Annotated in this window: 15 protein-coding genes; 5 read left to right on the forward strand and 10 right to left on the reverse strand. The window is 67.4% G+C overall.

Features of this window, described 5'->3' with window-relative positions; translation table 11 throughout:
• Positions 1-280: 280 nt before the first annotated feature.
• A complete protein-coding gene (locus CJ301_RS01305) occupies positions 281-1,333 on the reverse strand; it encodes an alcohol dehydrogenase family protein (RefSeq protein ID WP_099273434.1) in 1,053 nt (350 codons plus the stop codon).
• 100 nt (positions 1,334-1,433) lie between these two features.
• Between CJ301_RS01305 and CJ301_RS01310 the strand changes: the two genes are divergently transcribed.
• A complete protein-coding gene (locus CJ301_RS01310) occupies positions 1,434-1,946 on the forward strand; it encodes a TetR/AcrR family transcriptional regulator (RefSeq protein WP_254050027.1) in 513 nt (170 codons plus the stop codon).
• 159 nt (positions 1,947-2,105) lie between these two features.
• On the forward strand, positions 2,106-2,408 hold the full coding sequence (locus CJ301_RS01315; RefSeq protein ID WP_099273438.1) for a hypothetical protein: 303 nt from the start codon (positions 2,106-2,108) through the stop codon (positions 2,406-2,408).
• A 298-nt stretch (positions 2,409-2,706) separates the two neighbouring features.
• On the opposite strand, the gene CJ301_RS01320 is transcribed toward CJ301_RS01315, so the two are convergent.
• The 3 genes from CJ301_RS01320 to CJ301_RS01330 all read right to left on the reverse strand — a co-directional run bounded on the left by CJ301_RS01320 (position 2,707) and on the right by CJ301_RS01330 (position 4,208).
• Positions 2,707-3,327 carry a L,D-transpeptidase gene (locus tag CJ301_RS01320; RefSeq protein ID WP_173812303.1) on the reverse strand — a complete coding sequence of 207 codons (621 nt, stop codon included), beginning with the start codon at positions 3,325-3,327 and terminating at the stop codon, positions 2,707-2,709.
• 113 nt (positions 3,328-3,440) lie between these two features.
• Positions 3,441-3,890: an ion channel gene (locus CJ301_RS01325; RefSeq protein WP_099273441.1), complete on the reverse strand. Its 450-nt coding sequence runs from the start codon at positions 3,888-3,890 to the stop codon at positions 3,441-3,443.
• Positions 3,891-3,929: 39 nt separating this feature from the next.
• Entirely contained in the window at positions 3,930-4,208 is a 279-nt protein-coding gene (locus CJ301_RS01330) for a metal-sensitive transcriptional regulator (protein WP_099273443.1), read from the reverse strand.
• 208 nt (positions 4,209-4,416) lie between these two features.
• Here CJ301_RS01330 and CJ301_RS01335 point away from each other — a divergent pair, with 208 nt between their 5' ends.
• The gene (locus CJ301_RS01335; RefSeq protein ID WP_099273444.1) at positions 4,417-5,313 is read left to right on the forward strand and encodes a DUF305 domain-containing protein; all 897 of its coding nucleotides are present in this window, start codon (positions 4,417-4,419) and stop codon (positions 5,311-5,313) included.
• 160 nt (positions 5,314-5,473) lie between these two features.
• On the opposite strand, the gene CJ301_RS01340 is transcribed toward CJ301_RS01335, so the two are convergent.
• The 5 genes from CJ301_RS01340 to CJ301_RS01360 all read right to left on the reverse strand — a co-directional run bounded on the left by CJ301_RS01340 (position 5,474) and on the right by CJ301_RS01360 (position 9,536).
• Positions 5,474-6,898: a multicopper oxidase family protein gene (locus tag CJ301_RS01340; protein ID WP_099273446.1), complete on the reverse strand. Its 1,425-nt coding sequence runs from the start codon at positions 6,896-6,898 to the stop codon at positions 5,474-5,476.
• Positions 6,899-6,968: 70 nt separating this feature from the next.
• Positions 6,969-7,247 (reverse strand): hypothetical protein, encoded by a 279-nt coding sequence (locus CJ301_RS01345; protein ID WP_162620385.1) that lies wholly within the window; start codon positions 7,245-7,247, stop codon positions 6,969-6,971.
• 151 nt (positions 7,248-7,398) lie between these two features.
• Complete coding sequence (locus CJ301_RS01350) at positions 7,399-7,755, reverse strand: c-type cytochrome (RefSeq protein WP_437438402.1); 357 nt, start codon at positions 7,753-7,755, stop codon at positions 7,399-7,401.
• 171 nt (positions 7,756-7,926) lie between these two features.
• Positions 7,927-8,850, reverse strand: coding sequence for a c-type cytochrome (locus CJ301_RS01355; protein ID WP_254050028.1), 924 nt, complete (start codon positions 8,848-8,850; stop codon positions 7,927-7,929).
• 2 nt (positions 8,851-8,852) lie between these two features.
• Positions 8,853-9,536 carry a c-type cytochrome gene (locus tag CJ301_RS01360; protein ID WP_099273452.1) on the reverse strand — a complete coding sequence of 228 codons (684 nt, stop codon included), beginning with the start codon at positions 9,534-9,536 and terminating at the stop codon, positions 8,853-8,855.
• 567 nt (positions 9,537-10,103) lie between these two features.
• Here CJ301_RS01360 and CJ301_RS01370 point away from each other — a divergent pair.
• Together CJ301_RS01370 and CJ301_RS01375 are read left to right on the forward strand one after the other, a co-directional pair.
• Entirely contained in the window at positions 10,104-11,501 is a 1,398-nt protein-coding gene (locus tag CJ301_RS01370) for an MBL fold metallo-hydrolase (protein WP_099273456.1), read from the forward strand.
• Positions 11,502-11,509: 8 nt separating this feature from the next.
• The gene (locus CJ301_RS01375; protein ID WP_099273458.1) at positions 11,510-11,962 is read left to right on the forward strand and encodes a beta-lactamase hydrolase domain-containing protein; all 453 of its coding nucleotides are present in this window, start codon (positions 11,510-11,512) and stop codon (positions 11,960-11,962) included.
• A gap of 37 nt (positions 11,963-11,999) precedes the next feature.
• On the opposite strand, the gene CJ301_RS01380 is transcribed toward CJ301_RS01375, so the two are convergent.
• Complete coding sequence (locus tag CJ301_RS01380) at positions 12,000-12,311, reverse strand: ArsR/SmtB family transcription factor (protein ID WP_099273460.1); 312 nt, start codon at positions 12,309-12,311, stop codon at positions 12,000-12,002.
• Positions 12,312-12,386: the final 75 nt, after the last annotated feature.

Consider the following 12,386-nt stretch of genomic DNA (forward strand, 5'->3'; position numbering starts at 1 on the left):
CGCCGGTTGACAGAAACAGTACTTGCGATCAATAAGTGGGGCGTCATGTGAGACACCAAAGCAACCTTCGCGCTTGGATGTCCAGTTAAGTCAACGACTTAGAAAAATGGTGGATTGTCCCTGTCTCTCCGCCACTACCCCCCTGAATATCCTCACGGCTTTGGAGATGCTCGGGTGTGGTGCGCCTGCTTGGACACTCCGATAGATGCCTGAAAAGCGTCATGCCATGACCCCTTTCAGGCCTCCGGATGGCCTGGCCCCGATCCCATCCTCGTGATGGTCAGCCTGCGACCGCCACCCCGATCTTGCCCATGTGCGACTTTTCCAGGAATGCCGTCTGCGCCGCGTGCAAGTCGCGCAATGGATAGGTTTCGGCGATCACGGGCTTGATCTCGCCCGCCTCAATGTAGCTGATCAGATCAGTGAACACGCGCGGGTCCTGCCGAGTGCTGCCAATCAGTGTCAGATCTTTGAGGTAGAGCGTCCGCAGATCAAGCTCGACAATCGGCCCTGCAATAGCGCCCGATGTCACGTAGCGACCGCGTGGGACCAACGTATCGAGCAGTTCGGGCCAGCGCGGCCCACCCACCAGGTCGAGCACCACGTCGAAGGTTTCATCCGGATAAGCGTCGTCGCGGTCCATCACCGCATCGGCGCCGAGCGTTTTCAGCGCTTCCATCTTGGCCGGGCTGGTCGAAGCCGTGACATGCGCGCCTCGCCGCTTGGCGAGTTGCACCGCCGCCGAGCCGACGCCGCCAGATGCCCCGGTGATCAGCACATGCTCGGCGCCCAGTCCGGCGCGCTGGATCATGCCTTCGGCAGTGGAGAACGCACAAGGAAATGACGCAAGTTCGATGTCCGTGAGCGGGCTGTCGATCCGCAGCGCGTGTTCGTCGTCCATGGTGGCATATTCGGCAAAGCCGCCATCGCGCTCCGAGCCGAAGGTGACAAGCGCATCCGGTCCTGCGCCGGTTGGACGATGCATAGGCCGTACCAGCACGCGCTGGCCAATCCGCGCAGCCTCCACACCGTCACCAACCGCAACGATCTCACCGCAGCAGTCCGCGCCCTGGATGCGCGGAAAGCTGAGCGCACCGGACCATGCGCCGTCGGCATCGGAGGCGCCCGCATAGCCCTCCGCGGCGGCCGAACCGGTGTCGCCCCGCACCGCTTTCGAATACCAGCCCGTTCGGGTGTTGACGTCGGTGTTGTTCACCGCCGACGCGCCCACACGGATCAGTACCTCGCCAGCTTCCGGTCGCGGAACCGGCACGTCCTCGCGCCATTCGAGCTTGTCCAACCCGCCATGGCCCGTGAGGATGACGGCTTTCATCGTTTCAGGCAGTGTCACTTGGGGATGCTCCAATGTAGAATGATTGCTCTACTTGCGTAGGTAGAGAGGTCATTCTACATCGTCAAGCATGAGTGATATGATGAGCAAGATAGCCGCGGGGCTTGAGCGCGCCTTTGCCAGCCGAGGCTTCGCCGAGCCCAGCGTCGAAGACCTGCGGGATGCTGCGGATGTAAGCCTCCGCACGCTCTACAAATACACGCCTTCCCGGGCGGAGATGGTGCTGGCGGCGCTGGAGAACCGGCACCAGCGCTATCTCGCCCGTGTCTTCGATGACCTGCCAAAGGAGCCAGGAGAGGCGCTCGATACGATCCTGACCCGCATCGGCAACTGGATGGCGACCGAGGCTTCGCATGGCTGCCTCTTTCATGCCGCCGTGGCCGCCGAACCCGGAAGTCAGCCTCTCCGCGCTCTTCTCGAGCGCCACAAGGCAGAAGTCGCGGCAAGAGCCGCAGCAGCGACCGATCTGCACGGGGCCGATACCGCGCTCTTGGTGATCATCGAAGGACTGACGCAAGCATGGCCGCTGCGCGGCGAGGCCGCGCTCGATGCGGCCAAGCGGTTAGGTGTTGCGCTGCGGCCACCGGACAATTGACGGAGGCAAAGCCGGATCTCGCAGCTTGATCCGCTTCCCGACCGAAGCGCCCTTCAAACCCGCGGGGAAAGAACGTCAGCTCCCCGCTGCCCCGAGGCTGCGTCCTGAAACGCGTTCCGGCATAGGTCTTCGGCATTCGATCCCTGATCGAGCGGCCCCATGCCGCTTGTTCCCGTTTCCCTTTTCGCCCGCCTGATCCTGCTGGCCGCCCCGGCCTGGTTCGCCCGCAGGCATGACCCGTCCCAGAAGGCCCATCAGCTGTTCTTCGCGGTGATCGCGCTCCATGCCATGCAATCGCTGCTGCTGACGCTGCGATGGGGCCATGGGATCGAGCCTGCCGGGCGCTTCGCCGGGTTCACGGCGCCGGTCCTGCCGGTCATTGCCTACATGTCCTGCAGGGCCCTCTCCGCTCCACTCCGCTGCGCGGCGGGCGCCTTTGGCCGCTCGCGGTCATTTTGGTGAACTGGATGGCCGTGGCCACGGTGCCGGAGGCCGGAAGTGCCTTCATTCCCGTCACCTATCCCGGCTTCGGCGGGTTGCCGATCGGGCTCGCCCGGCGGGGACCGGACCGGCTCGCTCTCTCGCCGCGACATCATCTTCGATTTCATCAGGCATGAGGGGCGGAATGTCGGGCTGATCGTCGGCGTGCTCCAATCCGCCCTCGTGCTGATCATCGGCCTTTGCGCGGCGTTCGGCCCCGACCAGGGCGATACAGGTTGCCCCCCGTCAGCACCCGTGGGGTGTTGGCCGGGGGCCGTGTTCAGCTGTGGTGATCCATCCCGTGCTGGTCCGGGCTGTAGGGGTTTCCCGCCTTCGGATGGAGATAGACCTTCGTGCCCATGGGGACCTTCTCGTAGAGCTCGATGATGTGGTCGTTCACCAGCCGCGCGCAGCCATTCGACACCGCCTGACCGATCGTCGAGGGCTGGTTGGTGCCGTGGATGCGCAGATATGTGTCCCGACCATCGACGAAGAGATAGAGCGCCCGCGCCCCGAGCGGGTTGTCGAGACCGCCGGGCATGCCGTCCTCGGCGTATTTCTCGTATTTCTCGGGCGCCCGCCGCACCATGGCCGGGGTCGGCTTCCAGCTTGGCCATTCCCTCTTCATCTGCACGACGAAACTGCCCGCGTGATAGAGGTCGTCGCGTCCGACGCCGACGCTGTAGCGGATCGCCCGGCCTTCGGGCAGCGTCCAGTAGAGCGCGAACTCGTCCGGCATGACGTGGATCTCCCCGGCGGGGATGCCCGGCGCGATGTCGACTTCGCGCGGCAGGAACCGCTCCGGCAGTTCGCCTCCCGCATGCGCCCGCACCAGACCGGGGGCCCATGCCCCGGCCGCACCGAACCCCGCCAGTCGTGTCAGAAACCGTCTTCTCTGCATGTCATTCGCCTCATGATTGACCGGTTACAATGACCCAAGCAGTCTTTGGCTCTTTCGGTTCACACCGGGGCTGCCAAGACGGAGGGCCCGCCCCCGGGCCGGGCAGGACCGGGTCAGCCGTCATCGGAGAGGGGCGCCTTGCCGCCCATCACCTGAAGCATGAAGGAGCCCGAAGCGGTGATCATCAGGAAGCCATGGAACGCCTCGATCCCGGTGATGAAGCGCAGATGACCGTCAGGGTTCAGATCGCCGCGGCCCAGCGTGGTGAAATTGACCAGCGAGAAATAGAAGTAGTCCATGAGGGTCGGGTCCGGTGCGCCGGAGGCAGCCGGCCTCAGATCGCCGATCTGCAATCCCCGCACCGCCCAGACGAAGGCGAAGGTGTAGATCAGCGCCTCGATCACATGCGCCACGGTGATCGCGCCGATCGTCATGGAAAGATGACGCCCCCGGGCATTGGCCGGGCCGGACGCGATCGCATCAGAAACCCGTTTCAGCATGAAATAATGGATGGCGCTGCACAGCGCCACGACGACGGCTGATATGAGGATGGCCGGGATCATGCGGCCCCGACGACATGAGCCACCGGATCGTTTCGCGGATCAGTCACGCGCCTTCTCCAGCAGCGCGACCATCTCGCGGAACTTGGTGCGCTGCTCGTTCGGATCGCCCGAGAGGATCGCCGCTTCGAGGCAGTGATTGGTGTGATCCTCGATCAGGAGCCGCTCGACCGCCTTCAGCGCCGAGCGCACGGCCGCGGTCTGGGCCAGCATGTCGACGCAGTAGCGGTCGTCCTCGACCATGCGCGAGATCCCCCGGATCTGCCCCTCGAGCCGCGCCAGCCGCTTCTGGATCGCCGCCTTGTTCTGCTTTTCCTGCATGTCATTCGCCTCCGACTTCGGAACCCTACGCTTGAACGGTGGTTCCCGCCATACCGGGTGAGGGTATTTCGCCCCCTGCCCCACGGGGCCGTGATCGGGCAGCGCGGCATGCGAGACCGTTTCCGGCACCGCCACCTGCCGGCCCCAGGCCGCCCCTGAATGGCCCGGAGGGTCGACCGCCGGCCCTGATACGAAAAGGAGAGTATCCATGTCCTACTGGCGCTTCGCCGCGATGATCGCGACCTCGACGGTGGTGATGTTCGGGCTGATGTACATCAACACCTATGCCTTCGAGCACGTCTTCTTCAGCGAGACGCGAACCTACATGGCGCTCTTGATGGGTGCCGCGATGGCGGTGATCATGCTCAGCTTCATGCTGTCGATGTATGCCAGCAAGGCGATCAACATCGCGATCTACGCGGGCGCCGTCGTGGTGTTCGGCCTGACGCTGTGGCTCATTCGCAGCCAGGAGACGGTGGACGACACCAGCTACATGGCGGCGATGATCCCGCACCATTCGATCGCCATCATGACCTCCGAGCGCGCGCAGATCGACGACCCGCGCGTGCGCAAGCTCGCCGACGAGATCATCGCCGCGCAGCGCAAGGAGATCGGCGAGATGCGCCACCTGATCGCCGATATCGAGGAAAACGGCATCGCCACCGATCCGGCTCTGGGCGAATCCGAAGCGCCAGCCGAGACGGGCACCATCGAGGAGGCGCTGGGCTCGGCGCAGCTGGCCGGGCTCGACGTGGCGGGGCTGAAACCCGGGGAGATCGAGACCGCTCTGGGAAACAACGCGACCTGCGAGTTTCGCCGCACCAATGAAGGCGAGCCGGTGCTGGCCATGGCCGGCGAGAGCGGTGCGATCAAGCTGTCGGGCGTGCTGATCCCGCTCGCTGCCGGTTCGCCTGTCGCCGCAGGGGCGCTGGATGACGGCGCGCGGTTCGCAGCCGAAGGCGTCGACATCTCCGTCATGCCCGACCCCGGCGCCGACTGGACCGACACAGACGACAGCCTGCGCCGCGCCGAGGCCGAGATGGTGTTTCACCTCGAAGAAGGCCTGCGCGTCGGCTATCGCGGCTTTCTCGACTGCGCCGCCTGAGCTCGGCGCGCCCCTGCCGCCCCGCGTTCTGCCCCTGCCGGCAGGCCGCCCGCGCGGGGCAGCATGGGCCTCGCGAAGGGCAGGATCGACGCCGAGGACCGCGCTTTCCGCCGGACACTGCCGGGCCACGGCCGCCCCCTGAAGGGCGGCCGTTACACGCTCACCCTGCGGTGACCGCGAACTCGGTCATCATCCCCGAGGCCAGATGCGGCATCTGGTGGCAATGCAGCATCCAGCGCGCCGCCTCGCCCGCGTCGAGCGCGACCGTGACGGAGGCCATCGGCGGGACGTAGACCGTGTCGCGCACCGCGCCCGAAAAGCGCTGGCCAGCCGCCTCCACCACCTGGAACACATGCCCGTGCAGGTGCATCGGGTGGCCCATGGGTGACATGTTGTGGAAGGTCAGCTCGACCCTTTCGCCCGAGATGGCCGGGACCGGCTGGTGCTCGCTCCAGAGCTTGCCATCAATGGTCCAGACATAGGGCTGCATCTGCCCGCCCAGCATCACCATCTGCCGCCGATCCACGGCTCGCTCCGGCAACGGCTCGACGGCGCAGAGCGACCGCTCCTGCGCCATGTCGAGATCGAAAGCCGGCGCCGCGGTGGGGGCGATGCCGGGTATCTTGTCGATCACCGCACCAAAGCTCGCCAACACGATCCCGGTGCGCTCGCGCGCGCCCTCGCGCAGCGCGAGGATCGGGAAGGCTCCGCCCGAGGGCAGATCGACCTCGATGTCGAGCCGCTGCGCCATCGCCGCACCGAAGCGACGCCCGGCAACCGGCTGCACGGCATGGCCGTCGACCGCCACCAGCCGCGCCTCGACCGCGCCGGTCTCGATCCAGAAACTCGTCGCGGCGGCGGCGTTGATCACCCGCAGGAGGATCCGCCCGCCCGGTTCGACCTGCACCACCTCGGGGTCCGACAGCGTGCGGTCGTTCGCGAGGTAGGCGTCGAAGTCGTAATCATTGAGATCGGCAGTCATCGCCATGCCACCGTGGTCCATGCCGCCATGGCCCATGCCGCCATGATCCATCCCTTGCATGGCCGTGCCGGAGACGATCCGTTCCATCACCTCCTCGGGCGAGGTGAAGGAGAAGTCCTGCAGGAACAGCACCACCTCCTGCCGGTCGGCGGCGAGATCCTCGGCGCGCCGCACGATCAGCGGCGCGGCAAGCATGCCGAGTTCCTGAGTCGGAATGTGGCTATGCATCCAATGCGTGCCGGCAAGCGGTGCGAAGTCGTAGCCGCGGCTCTCGCCCGGTGCGAGCGGCGGCATCGGCAGGTGCGGAATGCCGTCCTGCGCGTTGGGCGGGATCTGCCCGTGCCAGTGGATCAGCGTCTCGACATCGAGCTGGTTTTCGAGCCGGACCGCAAAGCGCTGGCCGGGATCGAGGGTCAGGCCGGGACGGCCATCGGGGCCGAGAAGCCCCATGACGGTGGCGGCGCGCCCGTCGATGTCGAGCGTGCGGCTCGCGGCGCGCAGGGCAAGCGGCGCGTTCTGGGCGCGCACGGCCCCGGGCATGGAAAGGGTCGCGGCCATGGCCGCGCTGGCGGCAAGAAAGCCGCGGCGTGAAATCTGGGTCATCTGTCTGTCATCCTTGCGGCGTGGCGCGCCGCGCTTGAAAGGTCCCGGCAGGCCGGGGGGAACAAGGGCGTCAGACGAAGTTGGGTGGCCTCTGGGGCGGCGCAGGCGCGCAGCCGCCAAGCAGGAGACAGGCGGTGATCGACGGGCTGTCGGCGACGCGCGCCAGCTTGCGGTAGCCCTCGGGGCCACCGAAGACCGGGCGTTGCGCCAGACACATCAGGGCACAGGCCGCGTCGGTGGAGGTGTCGTGGGGAATCATTGGTTCGGCATGTTCGGCGTGGTGCGCCGTGACCGGCGTCCGGCCTGTCATGTCACCGTCGAGGCCCCAGCCCGCAAGCAGCAGCAGCACCACCCCGATCAGGGCAGGCAAGGCAGAGAGAGGGTGGATTCGAGGGCTCATGTCGCCGCCACAGATGGCATGTCCCGCGCCCGGCGCAAGTGGCTGCGCGCAGGACCTCGATCGCATCGGCGCCAAACCGCGCCCCGATCGTGGCGCGACCTCAGTCGATGCCGTTCTCGCGTTGCAGCGCGCGAACATAGGCCACGATGTTGGTGACATCGGCATCCGTCAGCCCGGTGACCGGGGGCATGTCGCCGAAGTCCCAGTGATGCGACCGCACGCCGTTCCGCACGGCAGCGAGAAAGGCGTAATCGCCGTGATGGCCCGGCTCGTAGGTCTTGTGCACCAGCGGCGGCGCCACGCCGTTCTTTCCGGCCGCGTTCGCCCCGTGACAATCGGCGCAGACCGCCTCGAAGGCGCGCTTGCCCATCTGCGCCTGCTCGTCGAGCCCGGTGGGCAGCGCCACCTGCACGATCGCCGCGCCCTGCGGGATCTCGCTGGTGTCGGGTGGGGTCATGGAGTGGCCCGCCATGCCGCCTTCATCGGGCGTCGAGGCGACCCAGAGCAGGCCGCCCGCAAGAAGAAGGCCAGTGACCCCCGAGAATGATCGTCTTGTTCATATGTCCGTCTTTCCAATGGATTGACCCCGGCGCAGCAGGAGCGGCGCCGGGACGTTCGTCAGAAGCGATCAGCGGAGCTGCGCCAGCGCGTCGATTTCGGAGAGTTCCGTTTCGGGATCGAGCAGATAGGCCGCGATGGCCCGCCTGTCGGCCTCGTCGAGAAAGCTCGTCCCCTGCTCCACCACCTCGGTCATGGAGCCACCGAAGACGTCGCCCGCGGGCGTGATCCCGGTCTCCAGCGCATAGGCCAGCGCATTCGCGGTCCAGCCGGCGTCCTTCAGGGCGGCGGCGCGGATCGATGGCGCGACGGACCCGCCCGGCAGATCGTCATTGCCACCGAAGCTCGTGGCGTCGAGCCCGCCCAGCAATCCGCGCCCGGTATGGCAGGCGCCGCAATGCGCCGCCCCCTCCACCAGCTCGCGCCCCCTGTTCCATTCCTTCGAGCGGCCGAGCACAGGCGCGCTCTCGGCCTCGAGGAGCGCCGTCGCGCGCCAGAGCTTCAGGCCGGAACGCATGCTGAACGGAAAGCGCATGTCGGTCTCGCCGCGCGTCTCGGCCACCGGCGGCACCGTCGCCAGCGCCGCCCAGAGATCGGCGATGTCCTGGTCCGAGAACCCGGCATAGAACTCGAAGGGAAAGGCCGGGTAATAGGGTTCGCCATCGGGCGAAATGCCTTCCCGCAATGCCCGGCCGAGGTCCTCCGGGGTCCAGCTGCCGATACCATGCTCGAAATCGGGTGTGATGTTCGGCGGCACGAAGCTGCCGAATGGCGTGTCTAGCGCCGCGCCGCCCGCCAGCGCCGGGCCTTCGGCCGCCGTGTCGGTGTGGCAGGCCACGCAGCCCGCGGCCCGCGCCAGATAGGCCCCGCGCCGGGCATCGCCATCGAGCGTGATCCTCGCACCCTCCTTGCCGATCGGCCAGGCGCGCAGCCCGGCATAGCCGCCTCCGGCCAGGGCGGCCACCAGCAGGACGCCTCTGAGCAAACCACGCATGCTCAGCTCCCCGCCCGGTAGCGGCCATGGCAGGCCGCGCAGGTTTCGCCGATCCGCCGGAAGACCTGTGGCGCGGCGAGCGTCGCGTAGCCGGGCGCGGTGGCACTCCCGTCCGCCGCGGATGTGGAGGCCATCCCCGCCTGCTCCGCTCTTCGCCGCGGCTCGACGCCGAGGAGCTGCGCCACCGAGAACCCGGCGCCGGGGCCGGACCGGGCCGGAGCGTCACCCGGCATCGTCATGCCCTCGTGCCCCTCCATGGAACCGCCCGTGGAACCGCCCGTCGCCATTCCGGCATGAGGATCTGGCGCCGCAAGCCCGTTCGGGGCGGCTTTCACGAGGCCTTCGGCATGGCGGCGCAACTCTTCGGCCAGGGCGTCGAACGTCTCACGCTCCTGCCAGATCGCCTCTTTTGCATAGGAGACCCCGCCCGCGCTGCCCTCCGGGAAAAGCCCGGTCATCTCGCTTCCGGCATGCGCCGCGATCGCGCGACCGGCCTCGGCCACGCGGGCCGCGTCATAGGGCATCTCGCCCCGCATCATCGGGGTCACGTCGCGCAGGGCGTCGCGCATCGCGACCATCCCCTCCATGCGTTCGCGCACCACGCCCGTCGCGCCACTATGCGCGACCACGGTCCCCGCGGCGATCCAGATCGCCAGCGTGGCCACCGCCATCTTCTTGCTTGTCATACTGCCCTCGTCGACTGAGTCCGATTGTTCAGATCAGACCCTTCGACGGGGGGGCGGCAGGGCGATGTCAGGCTGCCGGGACGCCGGTTCCGCCCCCCCGGCGCTGATGGTCATCCGGTCCGACAGCCGCAGCGGCGGCCTGAGAAACGCGCCCTCATCCACCGGAACGATGATGCACCGCACGCTGGGATGGCAGGCCGCGGACGGGGGCACCGGGCCGGAGACCACGGAAGGGACGACGGATGCGTGTTCCGCATGGCCGTCCGCCGCATGCGCATGCTCCGGGCCGGCAACGTCCCACAGGCTTCCGAGAAGCAGAAGCCAGCACAGGGACAACCCGACGATTTGCCTCAGCAGCATGGGAGACGATGCCTTCCGCACATCCAACTTGTGGCCACCCTATGGCACCCGCCCCCCGGGGGGAAGCTGGCCCCCTGCCAAACGCGAGAAAGGGCGGAAGCGTGCCGAACCGACACGGTCGGCCAGACCCGAAGGCCGCTCGCCCTCCCCGAAAACAGGAACCGGACCAATGGTATCCTGCGTTCCCTGCCCAAAGGAGGACCAGCCATGACCCTGCGCTTCGAACAGATCCTGGCCGACGGTGTCGCCGAATGCTCCTACCTACTGGGCGACGACGCCGCGCATGTCTGCGCCATCGTCGATCCGCGCCCCGACGTCGAGATCTATCTCGCGGCGGCGCGGCGCTTCGGCCTCGCCATCACCCATGTCTTCGAGACCCACATCCACGCCGATTTCATGAGCGGCGCGCGCGAGCTGGTCGACCGGCTCGGCGGTCAGGCCAAACTCTGCGTCAGCACCGAGGGCGGCGCCGAATACGGCTTCGAGCACGCGCCGGTCCGCGATGGCGATGAGTTCGTCTTCGGCGGGCTGCGGATGAAGGCGCGCTTCACCCCCGGCCACACGCCCGAGCACATGTCCTACTTCCTCCATGACGGCGACACCGAGACGCCCTGGGGCGTGCTTTCGGGCGATGCCTTCTTCGTCGACAGCGTCGGCCGCCCCGACCTGATGGGCGACGACCGGACCGAGGAGCTCACCGAAAAGCTGTTCCACACCGTGCGCGACGTGTTCATGGCGCTGCCCGACGACGTGATCATCTATCCCTGCCACGGCGCGGGATCGGCCTGCGGGCCGGATATCGGCGACCGCATGTCGAGCACGATCGGCTATGAGCGGCGCTTCAACGACTACGCCAGGATCGAGAGCCTCGAGGAGTTCAAGAAGGTGATGCAGGCGGATGCCCCGCCGGTGCCGACGCATTATCCGCGGCTGAAGAAGGTGAACGCCAAGGGCCCCGAGGTGCTGCGCAACCTGCCGCGCGTGCCGCCGCTGACGGTCGAGCAGTTTGCCGAAGCTGCCGAGAACGGCGCGCAGATCCTCGACGTGCGCGACATGATGGGCTTCGGCGCGGGCCATGTGAAGGGCGCGCTCAACATCGGCGCGCGGCCCGAACTGTCGGTCTGGGCCGGCTGGCTGCTCGACCCGGAACGCCCGATCCACCTCGTGCTGAACGAGGATGCCGAGCTGCCCGAGGTGGTCAGGCTGCTGTGGCGCACCGGCTTCGACCGGTTCGGCGGCTATCTCGCCGGCGGCATGAGCGCGTGGCGCGAGGCGGGGCGGGAGTTCGCGCAGATCCCGCAGATCTCGGTGCATGAGCTGAAGGAGGCGCGCGGCATCACCCCGCTCGACGTGCGCAAGCCCGAGGAATGGGAGGGCGGCCACGTGCCGGGCGCGACGCATGCCTTCCTCGGCGAGCTGCGCGAGAAGCTGCACGATCTTGACCGCACAAGGACCTACGCCACCTATTGCGCCAGCGGCTTTCGCGCCAGCATCGCGTCGAGCCTGCTTGCTGCCAATGGCTTCGAGACCATCCGCAACGTGCCGGGCAGCTGGAAGGCATGGAGCGCCGCCGGCTACCCGGTCGAAACCCCCGAGAAGACATGAGGACCCCTATGGACAACACCGTTACCATCGACCGCAATTACAGCATCGCCCGCTTCGCCCCCGACGAGGCCGGATTGCGGCAGGCCGCCGAAGAGGGCTTTCGCAGCGTGGTGAACTTCCGCACCTCCGAGGAGAAGCAGGAGGTCACACCCGAGGAGGAGCGGCGCATCGCCGAGGAGGCCGGGCTCGCCTACCTGCATCACCCGGTCTCGCCCGACGCGCTCGATGACGCGCTGGTCGATGATTTCCGCCGGAAGATGCCGGAGCTGCCGCAGCCCGTCCTGCTGCACTGCGCTTCGGGCAAGCGCGCCGGCGCGATGACGCTGATGGCGCTGGCGGCCGATCGGGGCCTCGATGGCGAGGCCGCCCTTGCGATGGGCCGCGAGAACGGCCTCGACCTCACCCAAGAACAGATCGGCCGGTTCGTGAAAGACTATGCCGACCGCAAATCCGGGGCCTGACCCCCGCCCCGCGCCCGGACGCCCCGGGCGCGGGCGCTCACTGCGCGTCGCGCGCGCAATAGAGCTTGTGCAGCGTCTCCAGCACGGCGGCGACCTCGTCGCCCATCACGCTGTAATAGATCGTCTGCCCGTCGCGGCGGCCTTCGACGAGGCCCGCCTCCTTCAGCCTTTTCAGCTGCTGCGACATGGTGGGCTGCGACATGCCGCAGATCCGCGCCAGATCGCCGACCGAGCGCTCGCCCTCGACCAGACGGCACAGGATCCGCAGCCGCGCCTCCGAGGCCAGCATTCCCATCAGCGCCGCGGCGCCCGCGATGTCGCCGTCGAGAAAGTCATCGGTGATCTTCATATGCGACCTATTGAATATGCCATGTGAGTAATATATAGATGTCCTGAAACAAGGCAAGCGCGTCAGCGCCCGCCG

The sequence above is a fragment of the Limimaricola cinnabarinus genome (assembly GCF_002723615.1).
GTDB classification, from domain to species: domain Bacteria; phylum Pseudomonadota; class Alphaproteobacteria; order Rhodobacterales; family Rhodobacteraceae; genus Limimaricola; species Limimaricola cinnabarinus_B.